This window comes from Shivajiella indica, from assembly GCF_042683085.1.
Lineage (GTDB): Bacteria > Bacteroidota > Bacteroidia > Cytophagales > Cyclobacteriaceae > Shivajiella > Shivajiella indica.
In genome coordinates this window covers 623902-645985 of sequence record NZ_JBHUIV010000016.1, presented here as the reverse complement: position 1 = coordinate 645985, position 22084 = coordinate 623902, and the positions used below count along the sequence as shown (strand labels likewise).

Genomic DNA, 22084 nt, shown 5'->3' with positions numbered 1-22084 from the left:
TCTCTATATTAAATTCTTAATGATCCCAAGAGCCAAATTTTCCCAATTGATAATCACGATAGGCTTCCATAATTTCTGCCTGTGTATTCATCACAAAAGGGCCTTGGGCTACCATAGGCTCGTTGAACGGTAAGGCATGACCCAAAATAATTACAGCGTCTTCGGTAGCCTCAAAGGACAGCGTATCCCCGTCATGATTGAATTCGATCAGATTTCTGAACGGAATTTCTTCACCTAATATTTTCACACTTCCCCTTACTACATAAAAGAAAATATTTTCCTTGGCAGGAATTTCCTTTTGAATCTTACTGCCTTTATCTAAATAGATGGTGCTTAGAAAAATGGGGGAAAGCGTTTCAAATGACCCTTTATTCCCGCCCCATTCACCTGCAATCAGTTGCACATTTACTTTGCCTTCATCCAAGGAGAATGAAGAGATTTCATCTTTTTGTAAACCAATGTACCTTGGCTTGGTCATTTTATATTTTGCAGGTAGATTCACCCATAACTGTAGAATTTCCAGGTCTCCGCCTTCTTTTTTAAATTTGTCTGAGGATACTTCTGCATGGATCAGGCCACTTCCAGCAGTCATCCATTGAATTCCTCCTGCTTCAATGACCGATTCATGCCCCCCAGAATCTTTGTGCATGATATCTCCCTCCAAGATAAAAGTCACTGTTTCCATGCCTCTATGGGGATGAGGACCAAATGGAAGTCCATGATTGTTGGGTTTATATTTTTGGTAACCATGATGGTTCAAAAATATAAATGGATCTATCTGCCTTAATTTAGGTGAAGGCAATGGATTATAGGTGATCAAGTCAGCGATTGGATGATAATTTGCTTTGTGTATGGCTTTGATTGTTCTCATGATGCAAACGTATGTATAGACATATAAATCAAATTTTATGGGTTTTGTTCCATTTTAATAAAAATTACTGGGTGATTTTTGGGGATTTGGAGTTTCGGTAGAAGTAGGTAGATTTTGAAAATGAAAAAAGCCTGAAGGAACTTCAGGCTTTTTTATTATTTTAACCAAGCTAAGCTTATCTCATCTGGTGCTTTCATTCTGTCCGCTAACCTCATGTAGCGATCGGACAAATTGGAAAGGTAGTCCTGTGCTTTGGCCGCCATATCGGACAGGCCGGTAAGGTTTTCAATTTTCCAAAGTTTGACCAAATGGTCAATAATCCTTGCGTAGTCCCAACCTGTGTAAACACCAATTTTTTGTGTGATGGCGGAAAACTGATTGAATAAATTGGGATTGCTGCTTCCCTCTCCCATTAGTACAGCAGGCATCACTATTTGCTTTCTCATCATTTTTTCAAAAGCCAAAATGGCACCACTTGGGTCGATTTCAAAAATCTGTGTCATAAAGCTTTTATACGCTTTTTCGTGCCTAGCTTCATCTCCTGCAATGGTTTTACAGATTCTGGAAAGGACATCATCCCCGGCTTTATCAGCCAGTTTACCAGTGTTTACATGAGAAATTTTGGTTGCTCTTTCCTGAAAGGAGGTATAAATAATGGCTTGATAGGGGTCCTTCTCGGAACGGGGATCAAATCCATTATAGATTAAGCGGTGAATGGTCTGTTCTACTTTTTTCATATCCGCTCTCCCGGAGAGATATAGGTATTTATTCAATAAATCACCATGGCGGTTTTCTTCTGCTGTCCAGGCCTTTGACCATTTTACCCAACCTGAATTACTTAATAAACTTCCCTCCACATTGATGCCTTCAAGTAGATTGAAATAGGTTTGATAACTTGGAAGGGCTTCTTCGGTGATCATATTCCCTATCAAGGAAGTAATGATGGTATCTGGGATATTGGCTGCCCTTTCCTGTAATTTTTTGACCTCATCAAATGCATCCAACTGGGCCATGTCCGGCAAAAAGTCCGAAGGTTGCCAACATTCATCAGGATCCACTAATATATTTTCCACTGCATGGTTTACATAGCCATCCAACTGTGAGATGACTTCCATGTTTTTCTCTAATTCGTAATCGATTTTTTCTGATTTATTCATTTTTTGATACTTTCCGATAAATAGGGTTTTGAAATTACAATCCCAATAGGCTTTCTTTCAGGACCTCTTTTATCTTGTATTAATCTCTAAAGATAAGGACAATAACTTGTAAACTTTACAAAGAAACCCGATTTCTGATTTGGGTTTCTATTAGCAAGATTGTTTACTTTTTCAAAGTCCATGTTTTTTGGTCAAAACCAGAAGGGGCAGTTGCCTTTAGTCGATTGGCGATTTTATCCAAATACATCGTATTATATCGCAATCTGGTGATATAGTTGGGAAGTTCTGGGTCTCCGTTCCAGCAATGCTCTGCCCTATCTCCATATAATACCTCACCTCCATAATAAGGATTTTTTGTACTTTCCAGGAAATCTTCAGTAAGGTAAACGGCATTGTTGAGATAGTAATTATCCATGTCACCACAGTAAATATGGATTTTCCCTTCTAATTCTTTACCGATTTTACTCCAATCCCTTTCCATGATATACCGGAGGTCAAAATTTTCTTTCCAATAGTTGGCAACCTCTTGATCTATTTCACCTGTCAATTTATCCCATATGGGTTTTGGATAACCATCATTGCCTACAGGTGAATATACCGCCTGCCAAATATCCCACTGATCTCCAGAAAGACTTTTGGTCCCACCTAGTGCCAATTCCTTATGATTCATATCTTTGAGCATGGCAGAAACATGTCCAAGGTAATTTCTCTTTCCCACCCTGTCAGTGGTTCGGAAAGGACCTTTGATATAATAGGCATTTTTATCCTCATAGATATTTACTGTGGTATATGCTCTAAAGTCAATGGGATCAGGACATGCTGCAAAGCAGCCATTGTATTCATTAGGATACTTAACCTGTACAGCCAGGGCTTCCCAGCCACCTGTGGATCCCCCATAGGTAAACCTGGCCCATCCTTCTCCAATGCCACGAAATTGTTTTTCTATATAAGGGATTAGTTCATAAGTAATGGCATCGCCATATGGCCCAATATTTTCAGAATTGACCGCATAGCTATCATCATAAAAAGGATTGGCATGTTGGATTTCAATGACAATGAATTTCTGAAAATCGGGAGAGATCCATTTTTGATAAAAATCATAGGCCTCTTGCTGTTGAATTTTATTGTAGCCATAAATTCCAAACCTTGGGTTATAATCATCTTCCAAATTTTCATCAGGTGGAACTGTTCTAAATCCCCCAAAGTCTGAGGGAAAGTGGCCATGAAATATCATCAAGGGGTAATACTCATTACTGTTTTTTTCAAAATCCCTGGGCAGGAGTATATGGGCACCTAAATAAATGTCTCTTCCCCAAAAGGCTGAAAGGAGCTCACTTTTCATTTTTATGTGTTTGATGAATTCAGTATCCTCAGGTTCATTTACCGGTGGATTGACCTGATCAATAGTTAGCTTAACTCCTGTTTTTCCATCCCAGGAAATTTTCTGTGGGGTGCTGAACAAATTTCCAGGGGTTCGGTTCCATTGTCTTCCTTCCCATTGATCCATAGGCATTTTCACGGTATGTCCATCAGACCTATTGAAGGTCTCATATTTCACTATATATGCTTGGACCCAATATTCCCCATTTGGAATATCGTTCCAATCAGCTATAGGATAACCAAAACCATCCAGCTTAAATTCAAAGCCTCTTCCTTCTTGGTAATCTTCAAAATCCATTCCTATTACCTGTGCAGAGGTGACTTCATCATTTACAGCAAACCGAGGTTCTGTATTTTCAGAATGATGAAGAAGAAATAGGAGCCTACCATCTTTCAGGTCAGTTTCCAGTTCAGGCGCTATTTGGATTGAAATTTTTGGAGATTGGCCGGTCTGGCAACCAAAGGTTGCCACCACCATCAAAATAAGTAAGTATCTCATAAGGGAATGATTTAGAGTTCTTTGAATATAATCAAAAAATATAACTCTGTTTCCTTGAGTTTATTCAATTATACAAACGGAGGAAAATTACTTTTTCAGCCATATTTCTGACCGTTTATATATCTAATCATCTTTAACCAAATTGATTGGTTTATTTTAGATTCCAAACCAAAGAAACTATGAAAAAAATATTGCTTAGCATGTTTGCCTCCTGGATTCTGTTTTCATGTAATGATAAAGAACAGGTTGTTGATTATACACTACTTTCTGATGAAGAAAGATTGGAAGTGGCCAAAGAAATTGCCCATAATACGATCATTGTGGATGGTCATATGGATTTGCCATTTAGGATGTACAATCTCGGTAATGACCTAAATGGAGAAGTATTTGATTTTATGACACGAAGTGATGAGGGGAATATAGATTATGTTAGGGCTAAAGAAGGAGGGGTTGACGCCCCATTTATGGCAATTTATATCCCTGCTTCCTATCAAGAAACCGGAGGTGCAAAAGGGCTTGCAGATACCTTGATCATGATGGTAGAAAGGATGGTGGATACCTGGCCTGATAAGCTCGCTTTGGCAAAATCACCTGAAGAGATTGAGAATAATTTCAAAAAAGGTTTATTGTCTTTACCCATGGGCATTGAAAATGCAGCAGCTATTGAAGATGACATCAAGAATGTTTCCTATTTTTATACTAGGGGAATTCGGTACATGACCTTGACCCATGGTAAAGACAACCTGGTCGGTGATTCCTCCTATGATGATACTGAGACGCACGGGGGGTTGAGTGAATATGGAAAAGAAGTGGTTAAGGAAATGAATAGATTGGGAATGATCATTGATGTTTCGCATATCACAGATAAGACATTTTTTGACGTGGCGGCTCTCAGTGAAGCTCCCATTGTAGCAACCCATAGTTCTGTAAGAGATTTTACTCCTGGATTTGAAAGAAATGTTTCCAATGAAATCATCCAAAAGCTGGCAGAAAAAAACGGCATGGTCATGATTACATTTGGGGGCAGTTTCCTGGATCAAAATTATGCGGATGCAAATGCTGAAATCAGGGCCCATATTCAGGAATGGTTAAAAGAGAATAGCCTGAATTACCGGGATGAGGCAGCCCAAGAGTATATCAGAAATTATTCTTTAGATAAAAGACCTGTTGTTCATGTTTCCAAAGTGGTCGATCACATAGACCATGTAGTGAAATTGGTAGGTATAGATTATGTAGGGCTAGGTTCAGATTTTGATGGAGTAGGGGATTCACTTCCTGAAGGTCTAAAAGATGCTTCTATGTATCCCAATATCATCGCAGAGTTATTGAAAAGAGGCTATTCTAAAGAGGAAATTGAAAAAATATGTTACAAAAACTTCTTTAGGGTTTGGAAAGAGGTGGAAAGTATAGCGACGAAATAAGTATCCAAATAAATAAAAAAGGGAGGTTGAACCTCCCTTTTTTAATGGGCATTTGCCATTTCCTCACTTAACTTTTGCAAGGTAGCCTCTGCTTCTGTATTAATCATTTCAAACTTTTTGATGTGTTTGGGATTTTCTAAATCCTCAAAACTTTCAACAGCGGCACATAATTCCGCTAATTTGGTAAAATCGAGATTCAGTGCCACACCTTTAAGCGCATGGCAAGAAGATTTTACCGCTTTAAGATTTCCTTCAAGGATTTTCTGCTGTAATTCATCCTTGATCTTCTGGATATTCTGCATACTCAGATCCAACAATTGTTTAAAAAATTCTGGGTCTGATTGCCTGAATTCATCCAATCTTGAAAGAACTTTTTTCTCAGGTTCCTGTGCTGGTTTGCCTAGGTATTTATCCAACATTTTTTGGATATCAGCTACGACTACCGGTTTGGATAAATAATTATCCATACCTACTTCTATGCACCTTTCAAATTCTCCTTTTACAGTACCAGCTGTCAAAGCTACTATGGGTACTCTTCCTGTATTGTTTTCAATTCTTCTGATTTCCATTGTTGCCTCATAACCACTCATCTCCGGCATTTGAATATCCATAAAAATCATAGATGGGTCATCCTTGATGAAGACTTCTACTGCCTCTCTTCCGTTTTTTGCTTCCAAAATCTGGACTTTGGGTATAAGATTTTTGACTATGGTTTTTGCAAGAAGCATATTGACCGGGTTGTCATCCACCAATAGTATTTTCAGAGCCCTTGCTCCATCCAGTTTGTTATTTGAAGAAGAAACTAAGTTTTGGTTTAGCTTTTCTTCTTTAGAAGACGGGTCTTCCTCAACTTCCGAAATAGGCAAACTTAATTTGAAAAAGAATCTACTTCCTTTTCCCAATTCCGTCTCAAGTTCGAGATGGCTATGCATCAGTTGAAGGATTTTATTGCTTATGGTCAGACCCAGGCCAGTACCTCCATATTTTCTGGTAATGGAATTGTCCTCTTGGGCAAACGCTTCAAAAATGATTTTTTCTTTCTCCTTGGATATCCCGATTCCAGTATCTCTTACAGAAAATTCCAATTCTGCTGTTTTACCATCGGCTTTTAATCCTGTATTTTGGATGGATAATTCAATTTCTCCCTTATGGGTAAATTTGGCTGAATTGCTCAATAAATTGATCATCACCTGTTTGATCCTGGTAGCATCCACTAAAACACCTTTCGGAATCGTTGGATCAACTGTTAACCTCAATTTGATTTCTTTACTTTCAAGAGCTGGTTCTATTAAATTTAATGTCTCCTTGGCCAAATCCCTTAAATTGGTTTGAATCGGACTTAACTCAAGCTTTCCTGCTTCAATTTTTGAAAAATCAAGAACGTCATTGATCAGAGCCAATAGCAAATTGCCAGATTGAATAATGGATTTTAGAAACTCTTGTTGGGTCTTATCCAAATTGGTTTTCATCAAAAGATCAGAAAAACCAATAACCCCATTCATTGGTGTGCGGATCTCGTGGCTCATATTGGCAAGAAATTCCGATTTGGCAATACTGGCTTCTTTGGCCTGTTCCATGGATAGGCGCAGGTTCTGTTCCATGTTTTTCCTCTCTACGGCATTGGAAATACTTTCCGCAAAACTTATTAATAAGGCCGTTTCTGCATCGCTCCACTCTCTTTCTTTTTGGCAATCGTCAAACCCTACAAAGCCCCAAAATTTCTTTTCAACGAAAATCGGAATAAGCAATATGGATTTGATTCCCTGACTTTCCAATAAGGCTTTTAATCCCTCGTCTTCAATTTTTTCTACAAAACTAAGGTAGATTTCATTTTCTAGAAGGTATGTCATGGATTCCCCAAATATGCTAATAGGGAGGTTTTGCAATTCCGGATTGTCAATTTCAGGAGGGACACCCAATGCACTCCACTCAAATCTTTGAGAGCTATAATAGTTGCCTTCTTCATCAACACTGTTTTCAAACAAATATGCCCTATCTGCGCCTGCCCCGTCTCCGAGAATGGTGATTGCTTTTTGGGTTGCTCTTTGAAAATCGGAATTGGACAAAAGTTCTTTGGTAGCAAACGCTATAGAGGTGAGCATTTTCTCATTCCTTAAAAGGCTTTTGTTGATGCTCTGGAGTTTCTGTTCATTTGCCCTTATTTTTTCCTCTGCTTCTTTTTGGTTGGTGATATCACGTAGGAATAGGTATTTGATATATTTATCAGCATCTTTTTCTGCATTTTTGATGTTTTTCAGGAATGCTGTAAAATATTTTTCATCCTGCTTTAAAAAGAATTCAATGTTCTTTTTTTGATTTTTTTCATCAAACAATTCAGATAGTTCAGGCCAATGGTCAATCAATTCTGACACATTGGAAACCTTGCTGAGGGCAAGGTGTTTTTGCAGAATGTTCGTTCCCCTTTTGTTGGTGGCGATCACAGCCCCATTTTCATCAAATATGATAATTCCATCGGAGAGGTTGTCAAAAATTGTGCGAAAGGCAATTGGATTGATTCTGAATATATTGTACCTGAAAAGTGCCCAAAAAAACAATAATCCACTAAAGGCCAATAGGAAAGGAACTGGGTCCAACCCATAAGGATAATAGCCAAAAACTACCAACAAATAACCTATCCATGGCAATAAGGTGCCGATCAACATAATGATTACCTGACCCCGATAAATGTCAGGAACAGAAAATAGCATTCTGATCAATAAAAGATTGGCGATAATAATCAACAGGGAATTATAGCCTGCATACATCCAATGCAGAATTCCCTGATCAATAGCCACAGACAAAAAATAGGAATTGAATCTGGAAGAAATTTCATTATAAAATAAATAATGGAGATCATTGGTCAGTGCCATCATCAAAAAGAAGGTGGAAATGCCAAAAAGTATTCCCATCCAGGTTTTGGTAATGTACATAGACCTGTCCGAATATTTTAAAACGAACAAAACCAACAAGGGTGCAATGAATACACCACCTATAAATTCAAGTTGATAAAATAATTTGATGGTGGCAGTATTTGTCCCGAATAACTCAATTCCGTAAAAGAATGAGTAAAAGAAACAGCTGAGCATCAAGAAAGAAAAGTATTTTTCACCAGCCTGATTTGGTTTTCGGTAAGATAAAAGGACCAAAACTGCAAAAAGAATACTGGTTAAAAAAACTGGAATTGCATAAGGGTTATAGGAGAACTGAAGGTTCATATATATATCTTAAATAAAAAGCAAGGTAATATTTATCTTTTGAACTACTAGGGCGATTCTCAATCAGTAAAAATAAAAGTTTTGGTTTCTAAAAAAAATAAAAAGTGCTAAAACTGCTATTATTGAAAAAAAAATCTCTTACATTAAATTATTAAACTTATTTTATTATGAATAATGGTGTAAATATCTTGCTTTTGTTCTTTTTTAAATTTTATCCAATTTCAAAGAGATTTTGAAAGGTATAAGCAAATAGAAGATTAATCAATATAAAATAATGATTTCAAGGGCCGTCATTTTGGAAAAGTTGGCGGTTTTTTTCATGTCAAAAAGTCTTGGATTTGTAATTTCAGGTGATTTTTTAGGACATAATTGCCGATTCCCCCTCTTTTTTTTGTTTGGTGAATGATTTGATGAAGAAGTAATATCCAATCTTTGATTCGGAGAAAACATAGATCATTCTAACCAACTATAACCATGGATTTCAAACAATTCACCATCAAATCCCAGGAAGCCATTCAAAAGGCTGCAGAATTGGCAACGGCCGAGCAGCAGCAGGCAATTGAATCAGCCCATATATTGAAAGGAATTTTTGCGGAAGATGAAAACGTGACTGATTTCTTGTTTAAGAAACTATCTGTCAATAAGGTATTGATTACCCAAAAATTGGAAGAAATAATCAAAAGTTTTCCCAAGGTAAGTGGGCAACAGCCTTATTTATCCAATTCAGGAAATCAGGTATTGACCAAATCCAAGGATTACCTCAAAACCTTTGGGGATGAATTCGTTGCCATTGAACATTTGATATTGGCAATTTTGGCGGGCAGTGACAAGACTGCTCAATTATTAAAGGATCAGGGATTGACTGAAAAATCCTTGATTGAGGCAATTAAGGAATTAAGAAAAGGCAATAAAGTGACAGATCAAAACGCAGAATCAAAATATAGGGCTTTGGAAAAATATTCCAAAAACCTGAATGATCTTGCCAAAAAGGGAAAAATAGACCCGGTAATCGGCCGTGATGAAGAAATCAGGCGTGTATTGCAGATATTGGCAAGGAGAACAAAAAACAACCCAATTTTGCTTGGTGAACCAGGTGTTGGTAAAACAGCCATTGTGGAAGGACTGGCACAGCGAATTATCAGTGGAGACGTTCCGGAAAACCTTAAATCCAAAACTTTGATTTCTTTGGATATGGGTTTGCTCGTGGCCGGAGCCAAATATAAAGGTGAGTTTGAAGAAAGATTAAAGGCTGTCATCAAGGAAGTGACGGATTCAGAAGGAGAAATTATTCTTTTTATTGATGAGATCCATACCCTTATTGGTGCAGGAGGTGGTGGTGAAGGAGCCATGGATGCAGCCAACCTTCTGAAACCAGCTTTGGCAAGAGGTGAACTCCATGCCATCGGTGCGACCACCTTGAAAGAGTACCAAAAGTATATTGAAAAAGATAAAGCTTTGGAAAGAAGGTTCCAGGCAGTCATGGTGGATGAACCTGATGCATCGGATGCCATTTCAATTCTAAGGGGAATTAAGGATAAATATGAATTGCACCATGGTGTAAGGATAAAAGATGATGCAGTGATTGCGGCTGTGGAACTTTCCCAAAGGTACATTTCCGATAGGTTTCTACCTGATAAAGCTATTGACTTGATGGATGAGGCAGCAGCCAAACTGAGAATGGAAATTGATTCTTTGCCCCAGGAGTTGGATGAGCTGAATAGAAGGGTTATGCAATTGGAAATTGAAAGAGAGGCTATCCGTAGAGAAAACAATAAGGACAAAGAGGCGGTTCTCAGCAAGGAAATTGCAGAACTTTCCGAGAAGAGGCAAAGTGTGAAAGCCAAATGGGAAAGTGAAAAGTCAGTAATTACCGGAATCAGGAATGAGAAAGAAAATATCGATAAACTGAAACTGGAAGCTGAACAGGCAGAAAGAGCAGGTGATTTTGGCAAAGTAGCCGAAATTAGATATGGCAAGATTGTGGAAGCAGAAAAAAGACTTGAAAGCTACAAGTCTCAATTGGAGGAAATGCAACAAGGTTCCCCACTCTTGAAGGAAGAGGTAGATAATGAGGATATTGCAGCAGTAGTATCAAAATGGACCGGTATTCCTTTATCAAAGATGATTCAAAGTGAAAGGGAAAAACTTTTGCACTTGGAAGATGAATTAGGGAAAAGAGTTGCAGGTCAGAAGGAAGCCATTATTGCACTTTCGGATGCTGTCAGGAGAAGCAGAGCTGGATTGCAGGATCCAAAGAGGCCAATCGGATCCTTTATTTTCATGGGAACCACAGGTGTCGGTAAAACTGAATTGGCCAAAGCATTGGCGGAATATTTATTCAATGATGAAAACGCCATGGTCAGAATCGATATGTCGGAATATCAGGAAAGGCATTCTGTCAGCAGACTGGTTGGAGCCCCTCCAGGATACGTAGGTTATGATGAAGGCGGGCAGTTGACTGAGGCAGTTAGAAGAAAGCCGTATTCTGTGGTGTTACTAGATGAGATTGAAAAGGCCCATCCGGATGTATTCAACATCCTTCTACAAGTATTGGACGATGGAAGATTGACTGATAATAAAGGCAGAATAGCAAATTTCAAAAATACCATCATCATACTTACCACAAACATCGGTTCACATCTTATCCAGGAAAGATTTGCCGAAATGGAGGAATGGAATAAAGAGGAGATTATGGAGCAAACCAAAAAAGAGGTTTATGAACTTCTGAAAAAATCCGTGCGTCCTGAATTCCTCAACCGTATAGATGAAACTATTATGTTTGAACCCTTGAATCAAAGCGTCATCAGAAAAATTGTAGATATTCAATGGAAGGAAATCCAAAAACGATTGGCAGAAGCAAATATTGAAATTGAGGCAACCCAAGAAGTTTTGGATTATCTGGGAGAAGTTGGATTTGATCCTCAATTTGGTGCACGTCCATTAAAAAGAACCATGCAGAAGTTGATTTTGAATGAACTCTCCAAACAGATTCTGGCGGGTTATATCAAAAGTGATTCCGCGGTATTGGTAGATTTAGATGTGGATAAACAGGTGTATTTCAAAAATGTTGACGTAGTGGAGGTTTAATCCAAAAATTAATCTAAGTAAAATAGGCGTTGGTCGAATTGATCAGCGCCATTTTTTTAACACAATTCCCAATTACCCAATGTATTTTTAAGACATTGCTAAATAGCCTATTACTGAAACCAAAAATCCTTGCATTGGTTAATATTGTAAAAAGATTTTGGTTTAGTTTTAGAATAAAGAAAGAACCCCTATTTCCTTACCTCCATGTTGTTTTCAATTAAAAATTCCTTGCCAGAAGTATTCCATAATACTAAAAATGAGCTCGAAAAAGGAGTTTTAGATCCAATTCATCCTTTTAAGTTTTTTACCGTCGGTACTCATTTTGAGAATGAAATTGACCTCCGTTCTGTCGTTTTGAGGAGTTTGGATAAGAATTTAAATTTTTATTTTTTCACCGACTCGAGGTCTGGAAAAGTGTTTCATTTAAGGAAAAATTCAGAAATTTCCCTTCATTTTTACCATGATATTGAAAGAGTACAGGTAAGGGTAAAGGGAGTTGCCGAAATCCACCAACGAGATGATCTGACTACTGAATTTTGGTCTAAAATTCCAGAGGAATCAAAAAAATCCTATAACTCCATTAGTTCTCCTGGAAGTATCATTTCATCCCCTTCTTTGGCGTATGAATGGAGAAAAGAATTGGACGATGCTTATTTTACTGTTATTAAGGTTGAGCCTTTAACAATAGAAGTGTTGCAGCTCAATGGGGTGGAGCATATCAGGGCGTTATTTGTAAAAAATGATAGAGAATGGGAGATGAACTGGTTGGCCCCCTGATTTTTTATTGTCACAAAAGTTTTAATTTCATGAAAAATATTTTTGTAAATTATCCCCAGGAAATATCTAATCTATGGAGGAAGAAATAATAAACAAAAAGGAAAAGTCTGAAAGAGAAAGACAGACCTTTTTCAGAGTCGCCTTTAAAAACAACTGTAATCTACTTCAAATAGCAGATAATAAGGCCAATATGATTATCAGCATCAATGCTTTGGTGATTTCTTCCATCATAGCCATTACGGGCTATGGGACTGTTTCGGATAACCTGGATCTTTATGGGTCAAAAATGATCATCCCGATTATTTTGATTATGGTTTCCTGTTTTACTTCAACAGTATTGGGGGTACAGGCTGCAAAACCCAAGATTATTAGTGATAAAAAGAATGTAGCTCACAACAATAAAGGCAGTCTCTTGTTTTTTGGGGAAAGTTCAAGTTATTCCGTTGAAGGTTACCTGATGGAAATAGATAAAATTCTTCCTTCCAAATCTGAAATCAATAACCACATGGCCATTATCCTCTATTATCAAGGTAAGGTTTTAAAAAACAAGTATAATTTGCTTGGCTATGCGTATAATGTTTTTATGATAGGCTTGGCTATTGGAGTGTTGGCATTTCTGATTTATTTGGGATTTGATTATTTCTGGAGTAGCTAATTCCCCTTTTTGACTTTATTTTTTTTGGCTTATGGCGGATCTTTTTTTATTCTGAGACACTTGGTGTCATTAATTTTCCTTTGTAATTCATTTTGGGTAAATTCATTCTGTAGTAAAAAGGGTTTATTACAGTAAAATTTCAAAGAAATGAATAAAATAATATTCGTTACCGGAGCTCCAGGAACTGGAAAAAGTACCTACATAAAGAAGCGTTTTTCCGATGCTGAAAATTTTTATGTATTTGACATGGCTATGGAAAGCCAAAAGATTTTTGGCAATTACGATGCACTTGAAAACGAAGATATAGTAGAGATTTACAATAATCTTTCCGAAAATGGATTGCTGGCACTACTTGATGGGAAAGATTTAATTGTAGAGTATTGTGCAATTGGTTTTGATGAGGATTTGTTCGGGATTATAAGTCTTGCCCATAATATGGGCATACAAACTGAATTGATTTTTCTTGATGTTGATGCTGAAGTTGCCTGGAAGAGGATTCTGGATTCAGAGAAAGATTATTTTCCTTCCTTAGAATTGAAAGAGCCAACAATTGAGATTCTTCAAAGCATTTTGGAAGACTTTGAATTTAATCAGGATATCGAACAAATCTGTGAATTAGGTTCTGATAACGGAAATATTCAGTTTTTCAAAAGAAAAAATGAGGACGGGGATCTGTACTTTTACCATACTTCTCAAACAGATTTCTTTGATTTTGAACCTGAGTTTGAATTTGAAAAAAAGGACGGGGTAAATTACCTCAAACAGTTCATGAATTTTGAGGATGCTTTCAATCATCTTATGGAGAGCTTTGGAATTTTCAGACTTTATCCTGTACAGGTCAACGAAAAATATAAAAGAGATTTTCAAACTGCTTATCAAAAACAACTTTCATTGAGCAAAAGTATGGAAGTTTTAAATGTAAGTTGGGGAAATTACCTTAACTGAGTGATTTTGTAAGAATAAAGGAAGTAGACAAATTACATAGATAAAATAAAAAAGGCCTGCATAAACTGCAAGCCTTTGTGGAGTCCCGATATTCTTATGGATTAAACAAGGTTCATTATATAGTTTTTTTCATGTCTTCTATTGTCTCGGATTAGAGCAAAAATCCTGTTGATAATTTTTGCTCTTACGGCATTGATTACTGTCATTTTATTTTTCCCTTCTGCTACTTTTCTTTCAAAATAATCTCTGAATTCGCCTTTCATTTTAATCGCTGACAATGCTGCCATATGGAACAGTTTTTTTAAGTCCATATTCGCCCTGTATGAAACTTTGCGCCTTGACCTTTGACTGGTTCCGGATTCAAATGCAAAAGGAGCAACCCCTGCATGACAGGCAAATTTTCTCCCTGATTTGAACTTTGAAAAAGCAGAGGTAGCTATTATGGTCTGGATTGCGACCTGTTCTCCTACACCATCCACGGAGGTAAGGATATCCTTTTGGTTGGTAAGTTTTTCGCTTGACTCCAGCAGTGATTTGATCTGTGAATCTATTTCCTTGATTAATTTTGTCAATGAATCTATTTGCTTTTTTAACCGCTTGCTTCTGGCCTTATAAAGATTATCATCCATAAATCCTTTGAGGTCCTTTACATGCATTTTGTATTTCGCCCTTTCTTTTATAAAAACCTCACGTTCAGAGGATAAGGATTTCACTGATTCCAATATATAATCTTCATCTTTTTGGATATTCGCTTTGTCCTGATGTCTTTTTGCATAATCTGCAATCCGTAAAGCATCGACCTTATCGTTTTTATACCTGGTAACTCCTGACCGTAGCTTGATCTCAGCACCACCTTCCAGCCACAGTGAATAGCCTTTCTCCAGACATACTTTCCTAAGTGGATAGCAATAATGTCCGGTATGTTCTGCACAGATGAGCACATTTTCAAGACTAAGGTTTTTAGAAAGCTTTTCAAAAAACTTCTTAATAGATACAGGTTTGTTCTCTATCTTGAAATTCTCAATTTCAGCATCTTGGGTTACAACAGCAATGTCCAAAGTTAATTTACTGACGTCAATGCCGATTACTATTTCAAAACTCATAATTTTGGGGTTAGAAAGTTGAAGTAAAAAGAACCGTTACCTAATAACCTTAACAGGTTTGTCTGATATCTTATACAGGTCTTGGTTCTTGAAACCTGTCAGTCCCTAATATCGGGTTAGATCTCTTACATCTAAAGCCATCGCTGGGTCGCTGACAGGACTTCAATTTTACATCAAAACTCCAATATTTCCATCTTTCAAACCTAAGGTATCTATCGGGACGAACCGATGACCTTCCCGACGGCTGTCGGGACGCTCTATCCAACTGAGCTTTTTGAGCTGGAAATGATCCATTCGATGTATTTTCTGGACTTTTTTCTTTTGATTTCGGACTCTCTTTTTAGAGCTGCGGTTCGGTCGGGCAGAATTTCCTGATAGAAGATTTCCCAATCAGGAGCTCCTGATTTGGTTGAGGGTGTTGCGCCGTAATTGTGATGTTTAAATCTGGCTTTTGGATCATCTGTGGACCCGATGTAATATTTCTTGGTTTTGGAAGAATAAAGGATATATACGAAGTACATTTATAAAAATAAAAAAGGCTTGCGGTTATCGCAAGCCTTTGTGGAGAATAACGGATTCGAACCGATGACCTCTACACTGCCAGTGTAGCGCTCTAGCCAACTGAGCTAATTCCCCAATGTATCAATTTTTTTAGGTTTCGAACCGATGACCTTCCCGATGTCTGTCGGGACGCTCTATCCAACTGAGCTAATCCCCCATTTTTTATTTCAAGAATTTGAACTGGTAATCTTCTCTTCCTTATTGCCATCCCGATAGCTATCGGGATAATCCCCCTTTGGGTCTGCAAATATAGAAATGGATTTTAATTGGACAAAAGAATTTTCTTAATCCACCGAATAATTTACCCTGGTGAGGATGCTTCTGCCCAAAGTGATCTCATCTGTATATTCCAGTTCCCCTCCAATTGGGATGCCCCTTGCAATGGTACTGACTTTAACACCAAACTCCTTGAGCCTTCTGGTAATAAAAAAGGAAGTGGTATCCCCTTCCATGGTAGCCGGTAGGGCTAAAATAATTTCCGAGACTTTTTCTTCCCCTTCAGAACCGGCAATTCTCGAAATCAAGGCTTCAATTTTAAGATCATCTGGCCCAATTCCCTGAATCGGGGAGATGATACCTCCAAGGACATGGTATAAGCCATTGAATTGTGAGGTATTTTCAATAGCTAGAACATCTGGGATATCTTCTACTACACAGATGATGGTTCTGTCTCTTCTGCCGCTCCTGCAGATACTGCAAGTTTCCGAGTCAGAGACATTGAAACAGGTATGGCAGTATTTAATTTGTTTTCTTAAGGAAAGAATAGCATTGGCTAGGTCTTCAGAAACCGATTCTTTCTGTTTTAGTAAATGAAGCGCAAGCCTTAATGCGGTCTTTTTACCTATACCCGGCAGACGGCTGATTTCAGTGACTGCATCTTCAATTAATTTTGAGGGGAAATTCACACAACCTGAGTTTAAATAATGGCAGCTTGAATGCCAGCATCCAATATGGCCTGGCACATAGGTTTTAGTTTTTCACGGCTTCCTTTTTTTACCGTACACTTTCCTTTGTAGTGAATAATTAAAGCGCACTGCTCAGCCTGTTCTGCTGTATGCTGACATACTTTGATCAATATTTTGATGACATGGTCGAACGTATTGACGTCATCGTTGAAAACCACCAATTCGCATTCTTCAATATCGATCAATTCTTCCAGTAAAACTTCTACCTCCTCCAACATAGGATAGGATTGCGTATGATCTTTCATTTTGCAAATTTAATTAAAATAGACAACTTAGCACTATTGACCTATTTAAACACTATGGATTCAAAGTTAGTTTTAATCGTAATAACTTCATATTTCCTTCTCTTGTTTTTGATATCATGGTTTACTTCCAGAAAGGTAACCGCTGATACATTTTTCACAGGAGATAGGCAGTCTCCATGGTTTTTAGTAGCATTTGGGATGATCGGAGCTTCTCTTTCAGGCGTGACTTTTATTTCAGTGCCTGGAGAAATCGGAAATACCAAATTCCATTATTTCCAAGTAGTACTTGGCTATACTTTGGGCTATTTTACCATAGCCAAAGTCCTTTTACCCCTTTATTATCGATTGAATCTTGTTTCCATTTATACCTATTTGGAAGACAGGTTTGGATTTTGGTCCTATAAAACCGGTGCCTTTTTCTTTATTCTTTCCCGAACATTGGGGTCTTCCATCAGGGTGTTTTTGGTGGCAGGGGTGCTTCAACTTATTCTCTTTGACCAATGGGGCATTCCATTTTGGGTTTCTGTTTTGATCACAGTTTCTTTAATTTGGCTCTATACCCACAGAGGAGGAATTAAGACAGTGGTTTGGACAGATACCCTTCAGACCCTATTCATGCTGCTGGCAGTAGTAATCAGTATTTATCTGATAGGCAAAGACTTAGGAATCCTTAAAATAGGAGAATTTGTCAAAACTATCACTACTGATTCCCGGTTTGAAATTTTCAATTGGGACTGGCAGTCAGGTACCAATTTTTTCAAGCAATTTGCCTCAGGAGCATTCATAACCATCGTGATGACAGGCCTGGACCAGGATATGATGCAAAAAAACCTTACCTGTAAAAATATAGGAGATGCCCAGAAAAATATGTTTTGGTTTACCATCATCCTTGTTTTTGTAAATTTCTTGTTCTTATCCCTAGGTGTGCTTTTGTACATTTATTCCGAAACAAAGGGTATAGCTGTTCCGGTTAGGACTGATGACCTTTACCCAATGTTGGCTACCCAACATTTTTCCGCATTGGTAGGAATTACCTTCGTTTTAGGGATAACAGCAGCAGCCTATTCCAGTGCCGATTCTACCCTTACTGCGCTGACCACTTCATTTTGTATTGATTTCTTAGAGATTGAAAAAAAATATCCTCAGGAAAAACAAGTATCGGTTCGGAAAAAGGTCCACCTTGCTTTTACCTTGGTGATGTTTTTGGTTATTCTCATGTTCCGCTGGATCAATGACCAGAGTGTCATCAATGCAGTTTTTATTATTGCGGGCTACACTTATGGACCTTTATTGGGATTGTATTCTTTTGGTTTGTTTACCAAATGGGAAGTAAAAGATAAATGGGTGCCTTATATCGCCATTGCTGCACCTATTATGGCGTATATAATAAGCCAAAATTCCGAAAGCTGGTTCTGGGGTTACAAGTTTGGGTTTGAAGTTTTGATTCTTAATGGCCTATTGATGTTTCTGGGCCTTGTTCTCTTGAGAAAGAAATGATTATAGTTCCTGTCTTGCAATAAGCTCATTGATTTTCTTTAAACGGAGAATATTATTTTCCAGGCTATTTTGGCTGCCATCAAGGTCTACCAAAACTGAAATCTGACCATTTCCATTTGTTTTTTTTGGAAAATCATGATTTGTATTCACCGATGGAATGACAGAAATTAGTTCTTGGACATCAACCTCATATAGGTCAGCCAATCGGATGGCATCCTCCATTTTGAGATTTGAACGGCCCTGCTCGTACCTGGAATAGGCGGTATAGTCTTTTTTGCCCAAATATTCAGCAATATATTCCTGGGTATAACCTCTTAAAACTCTGTGTTTCCTAAGATTTTCTGCTATCTGGCTTTTCAACGCTGTTTCCATATTCCAACAAAATTTTTTAAACACCCATCAAAAAGCATACACTTTTGTTCAGATTGAGGAAAAAAAATAAAAAAAAATCAAGAATGGTTTTTAATTCGCTGAAATTTAACTGTTTCGACAGCTAATCCGAAAAATAAATCAATCCAATTCAAGCTGGTTAGGGTCCCAGAAATGATTTTCAAAATTAAGTATCTTATCATTTTCTACTATTATTCCTTCCATTTCCAAAAGTTGCTGCATTTGCTCAGGGAATTTAAAATGATGCTTTCCGGTCAATATCCCATTTCTATTGACCACCCTATGGGCTGGAATATCAGCTTGGGTATGGGAAGCATTCATGGCATATCCGACCATTCTGGCTCCGCTTTTTATTCCAAGATAGTTGGCAATGGCTCCATAGGTGGTCACTTGCCCCCATGGAATGGCTTTCACCACTTGATAAACTAAATCGAAATAATTCTCTTTATTTTTTTTCATATAAAATATCTAACAGTATTTCATCAAATTCTTCCCGGATTTCCGGCTCTCTTTCAGGAGATATTCCCACAATAATTTTGAATCCTATTTTCTCCTTGAAAACACCGCTTAACCCGACTATGAATTTAGAAATTTCTTTAGATTCCAGCCTTTTGGCCAATTTGGGTTCTATTTTTTCCCTGATTTCCTTAAGACTCATCTTTGTTTCTATCGGAACTTCAAATAGAAATTCGACATCCTTTCTATCTGTAAACCGGTAATTTATCACGTGGGTACTGAGCATCAGGTTATTCGGAATCATCATGATGAGACCATCATCCCTTTTAAGTACAGTGTTAAGCAGGGTGATATCCCTAATTATTCCCTTTTGGTCATTGATTTTTATGGTATCACCAAGTGAAAATTGGTCAGTGAACATGATGATAAGGCCATTGATAATATTGGTAATGTAATCTTTGGATATGATGGCGATGGCAGCTGCCACAATGGTCAAACTGGTCAGAAATTCTACCGGTTTAATCCCAAAAGCCATTATAAAGGCAGAGATGAATACAATAGAATTTAGTATATTGGAAATCCATGTGATCCCTAGCAGGAAATTGGGATGTATGTTTTCATCGTGTTGTTTTCTGAGGTAAATCCTGGCAGCCACCATTCTTATCAGAGAAATCAGGATATTGGCTCCCAGGAGAAAAAGTAATGCACCAATAATATTGGCCAGACCGGAGTCTTCGGAGAGCCATTCCGTAAATGGTTTTGATAATTTACTCAAATACAGTATTGTCAGATAGATCAATACTTTGATAATAAATATGCGTAATTTCTTGTTTTCAGTAATTTTAAAAACTGACTTTGTCTGTGGCATGGATTAATTCATGAAATATATAATAGCTAAATCTTAACAAATGTACATATGGAAAGGAATATTATTATTACTGGTGCTGCTGGAAATTTGGGAAAAGAAGTAGTAAGCAAGTTCAAAAGGGAGGGATATAAGGTTATTGCAACCATTTTACCTGGATCAGATGAAGAGGTTGAAGAGGCAGATGATGTCTATGAAGTAGATGTGACAGAAGAGAATTCCGTCAGAGATTTTATGACAGAATACCAGTTACAATATGGAGAAGTGGACGCTATCGGACTTTTGGTGGGCGGTTTTGCTATGGGAAAAATAGAAGAAACTAGCATTGGGGATATTGAAAAAATGATAAAGTTAAACTTTTATTCTGCCTTCAATATGGTTAAAAGCTTTCTTCCCATAATGAAAAAAGCAGATTTTGGAAATTTTTTATTTGTTGGCGCCAGACCGGCACTGCAATCAAAGGATGGAATGGGCGTTGTGGCATACGCTTTGAGTAAAAAACTGGTTATAGAGTTGGCGAATTATGTTGCCGAGGAGGCAAAGGGTACCAAAATAAGGGCGCATGTATTTGTTCCCAGTATTATCGATACCCCTCAAAACCGGGGATCCATGCCAGATGCAGATTATTCCAAATGGGTAAGCCCAGCGGAAATTGCAGATGCCATGCATTTTGCAGTGAATAGCCCTGCTTTGAGGAATATGATGTTTAAGCTCTATGGTGGGATTTAGACAACCAAAAATTATTTATATGAATGCCTTAATTAGATTATTCCTGTTTTTGTTTCTGATTTCTACCCTTGAAGTAAATGCCCAGACAAGAACAGAAACCCGGAGGTTGGGATCATTTGATGCGGTAAAAGTTTCCAATTCAATCAAGGCAGAACTGATCCGTGGGAATGAGAATAAAATTGAAATAACCGGATCGGGGATTGAACTTGAAAAGGTGGAAACAGCTGTGGCAGATGGAACCTTGGAGATCAAATTGGCCAGAGGGAATTATAAAAGCCATAACGTGAATGTAGTGGTAACCTATATTGATATTCAAGGGATCGAGGCGACTACCAGTGCTACTGTTATCGCGAAAAATCAAATAGTTGCTGAAGAAGCATATCTCTATGCCACTACCAGTTCCTATCTTGAGGCTGATATAGATGCGATAGTTTTGAATGTCGAGGCTGCTACCAATGCAAAAATTCATGTTTCAGGTAAAGTAAACAGTCTAGGCCTGCGCGCTTTTACAAGCGCTGAAATTGATGGGATGAAGCTGGTGGCCGACAAAGTAGAAGTGCTTGCAAATACAGCCGCAACTCTATATTTTGGGGCTATAGATTCCATTGATGGTTCTGTGGCTACTGCAGCCAAAGTGCTTTACATAGGGAATCCCCGATCAATCAATGTAAAAACCGGAACCGGTGGCAATATTTCTAAAAACTGATGAAAAAAATCCTAGCAATTTCAATCCTGACTATCATGTTCATTAATCCTGGCCATGCGCAGGATTCGAAATTAATTGAAGAAGTTATTTCATCTTTATTTGTGGGGATGAAAACCAAAAACCCGGAACTGGTAAGTCCGGCATTTCATCCTGAGGCAATTATGCATACAGTTGTTTCGGGGGAATCTGGAGGAACTTTAGGGTCAAATTCGGTTCAGGATTTTATCAATAGAATTGCGACAACACCTGAAAATATTGTACTCGATGAAAGGATCTTGGAATACGATATAAAAATTGACGGACAGATGGCTGCTGTTTGGACTCCCTATGAATTTTATGTGAATGATACCCTTAGCCATTGCGGGGTGAATTCCTTCCAAATGATCAAAACTCCAGAGGGTTGGAAAATTACCTATATCATCGATACAAGGAGGAAAGATAAGTGTAAATAATAATCAAAAAAGAAAAGTTAAATTTCGAACCGTCTTTTCTTTTTGAATTAATTAAAAGGCAATTTTTTATTTTTGTTTTAATAAATTCTTGTTTTGATTGCAAAAACA

At 37.7% G+C, this 22084-nt stretch carries 20 protein-coding genes and 1 tRNA gene; 9 read left to right on the top strand and 12 right to left on the bottom strand.

All coding sequences use genetic code 11. The features are described from left to right. Positions 1–16: 16 nt before the first annotated feature. The 3 genes from ACFSKV_RS12280 to ACFSKV_RS12270 form a co-directional block, all read right to left on the bottom strand. Complete coding sequence (locus ACFSKV_RS12280; protein WP_380803077.1) at positions 17–871, bottom strand: pirin family protein; 855 nt, start codon at positions 869–871, stop codon at positions 17–19. A gap of 155 nt (positions 872–1026) precedes the next feature. After that, positions 1027–2028, bottom strand: a complete 1002-nt coding sequence (locus ACFSKV_RS12275; RefSeq protein WP_380803074.1) for an acyl-ACP desaturase — start codon at positions 2026–2028, stop codon at positions 1027–1029. Positions 2029–2191: 163 nt separating this feature from the next. After that, on the bottom strand, positions 2192–3907 hold the full coding sequence (locus tag ACFSKV_RS12270; RefSeq protein WP_380803072.1) for a hypothetical protein: 1716 nt from the start codon (positions 3905–3907) through the stop codon (positions 2192–2194). Between the two features lie 179 nt (positions 3908–4086). Here ACFSKV_RS12270 and ACFSKV_RS12265 point away from each other — a divergent pair, with 179 nt between their 5' ends. Then, a complete protein-coding gene (locus ACFSKV_RS12265) occupies positions 4087–5328 on the top strand; it encodes a dipeptidase (protein WP_380803070.1) in 1242 nt (413 codons plus the stop codon). Between the two features lie 41 nt (positions 5329–5369). Here the strand turns inward: ACFSKV_RS12265 and ACFSKV_RS12260 are convergent, their stop codons facing one another. Next, on the bottom strand, positions 5370–8543 hold the full coding sequence (locus ACFSKV_RS12260) for a histidine kinase N-terminal 7TM domain-containing protein (RefSeq protein WP_380803068.1): 3174 nt from the start codon (positions 8541–8543) through the stop codon (positions 5370–5372). 474 nt (positions 8544–9017) lie between these two features. Between ACFSKV_RS12260 and clpB the strand changes: the two genes are divergently transcribed. The 4 genes from clpB (at position 9018) to ACFSKV_RS12240 (ending at position 14007) form a co-directional block, all read left to right on the top strand. Beyond that, positions 9018–11630, top strand: a complete 2613-nt coding sequence (gene clpB, locus ACFSKV_RS12255; protein ID WP_380803062.1) for an ATP-dependent chaperone ClpB — start codon at positions 9018–9020, stop codon at positions 11628–11630. A gap of 228 nt (positions 11631–11858) precedes the next feature. Then, positions 11859–12407: a pyridoxamine 5'-phosphate oxidase family protein gene (locus ACFSKV_RS12250; protein ID WP_380803059.1), complete on the top strand. Its 549-nt coding sequence runs from the start codon at positions 11859–11861 to the stop codon at positions 12405–12407. A 73-nt stretch (positions 12408–12480) separates the two neighbouring features. Then, complete coding sequence (locus ACFSKV_RS12245; protein WP_380803057.1) at positions 12481–13062, top strand: Pycsar system effector family protein; 582 nt, start codon at positions 12481–12483, stop codon at positions 13060–13062. A gap of 147 nt (positions 13063–13209) precedes the next feature. Further along, a complete protein-coding gene (locus tag ACFSKV_RS12240; protein ID WP_380803053.1) occupies positions 13210–14007 on the top strand; it encodes a P-loop nucleotide/nucleoside kinase family protein in 798 nt (265 codons plus the stop codon). Between the two features lie 101 nt (positions 14008–14108). Here ACFSKV_RS12240 and ACFSKV_RS12235 read toward each other — a convergent pair whose 3' ends face one another. From ACFSKV_RS12235 to ACFSKV_RS12215, 5 genes are all read right to left on the bottom strand, one after another. Beyond that, positions 14109–15110 carry an IS110 family RNA-guided transposase gene (locus ACFSKV_RS12235; RefSeq protein ID WP_380803050.1) on the bottom strand — a complete coding sequence of 334 codons (1002 nt, stop codon included), beginning with the start codon at positions 15108–15110 and terminating at the stop codon, positions 14109–14111. Between the two features lie 257 nt (positions 15111–15367). Next, positions 15368–15631: a GIY-YIG nuclease family protein gene (locus ACFSKV_RS12230; RefSeq protein WP_380803047.1), complete on the bottom strand. Its 264-nt coding sequence runs from the start codon at positions 15629–15631 to the stop codon at positions 15368–15370. A 41-nt stretch (positions 15632–15672) separates the two neighbouring features. Further along, a tRNA-Ala gene (locus ACFSKV_RS12225) sits at positions 15673–15746 on the bottom strand. Positions 15747–15955: 209 nt separating this feature from the next. Beyond that, positions 15956–16576 carry a recombination mediator RecR gene (recR, locus tag ACFSKV_RS12220; RefSeq protein WP_380803045.1) on the bottom strand — a complete coding sequence of 207 codons (621 nt, stop codon included), beginning with the start codon at positions 16574–16576 and terminating at the stop codon, positions 15956–15958. A gap of 11 nt (positions 16577–16587) precedes the next feature. Then, the gene (locus ACFSKV_RS12215) at positions 16588–16881 is read right to left on the bottom strand and encodes an ATP-dependent Clp protease adaptor ClpS (protein ID WP_380803042.1); all 294 of its coding nucleotides are present in this window, start codon (positions 16879–16881) and stop codon (positions 16588–16590) included. Between the two features lie 54 nt (positions 16882–16935). Here ACFSKV_RS12215 and ACFSKV_RS12210 point away from each other — a divergent pair, with 54 nt between their 5' ends. Then, a complete protein-coding gene (locus tag ACFSKV_RS12210; protein WP_380803039.1) occupies positions 16936–18378 on the top strand; it encodes a sodium:solute symporter in 1443 nt (480 codons plus the stop codon). Here the strand turns inward: ACFSKV_RS12210 and ACFSKV_RS12205 are convergent, their stop codons facing one another. The 3 genes from ACFSKV_RS12205 to ACFSKV_RS12195 all read right to left on the bottom strand — a co-directional run bounded on the left by ACFSKV_RS12205 (position 18379) and on the right by ACFSKV_RS12195 (position 20092). Further along, complete coding sequence (locus ACFSKV_RS12205) at positions 18379–18750, bottom strand: helix-turn-helix domain-containing protein (protein WP_380803036.1); 372 nt, start codon at positions 18748–18750, stop codon at positions 18379–18381. 138 nt (positions 18751–18888) lie between these two features. Further along, positions 18889–19227: an MGMT family protein gene (locus tag ACFSKV_RS12200; protein ID WP_380803033.1), complete on the bottom strand. Its 339-nt coding sequence runs from the start codon at positions 19225–19227 to the stop codon at positions 18889–18891. Beyond that, positions 19214–20092: a mechanosensitive ion channel family protein gene (locus ACFSKV_RS12195; RefSeq protein WP_380803030.1), complete on the bottom strand. Its 879-nt coding sequence runs from the start codon at positions 20090–20092 to the stop codon at positions 19214–19216. Before ACFSKV_RS12195 ends, ACFSKV_RS12200 begins: the two co-directional genes overlap by 14 nt. A gap of 48 nt (positions 20093–20140) precedes the next feature. Between ACFSKV_RS12195 and ACFSKV_RS12190 the strand changes: the two genes are divergently transcribed. From ACFSKV_RS12190 to ACFSKV_RS12180, 3 genes are read left to right on the top strand one after another with little or no spacing between them, the layout of a single operon-like run. Further along, positions 20141–20818 carry an SDR family NAD(P)-dependent oxidoreductase gene (locus ACFSKV_RS12190; RefSeq protein ID WP_380803029.1) on the top strand — a complete coding sequence of 226 codons (678 nt, stop codon included), beginning with the start codon at positions 20141–20143 and terminating at the stop codon, positions 20816–20818. A gap of 19 nt (positions 20819–20837) precedes the next feature. Then, positions 20838–21524, top strand: coding sequence for a head GIN domain-containing protein (locus ACFSKV_RS12185; protein ID WP_380803027.1), 687 nt, complete (start codon positions 20838–20840; stop codon positions 21522–21524). Beyond that, a complete protein-coding gene (locus ACFSKV_RS12180; RefSeq protein WP_380803024.1) occupies positions 21524–21976 on the top strand; it encodes a nuclear transport factor 2 family protein in 453 nt (150 codons plus the stop codon). Before ACFSKV_RS12185 ends, ACFSKV_RS12180 begins: the two co-directional genes overlap by 1 nt. Positions 21977–22084 lie beyond the last annotated feature (108 nt).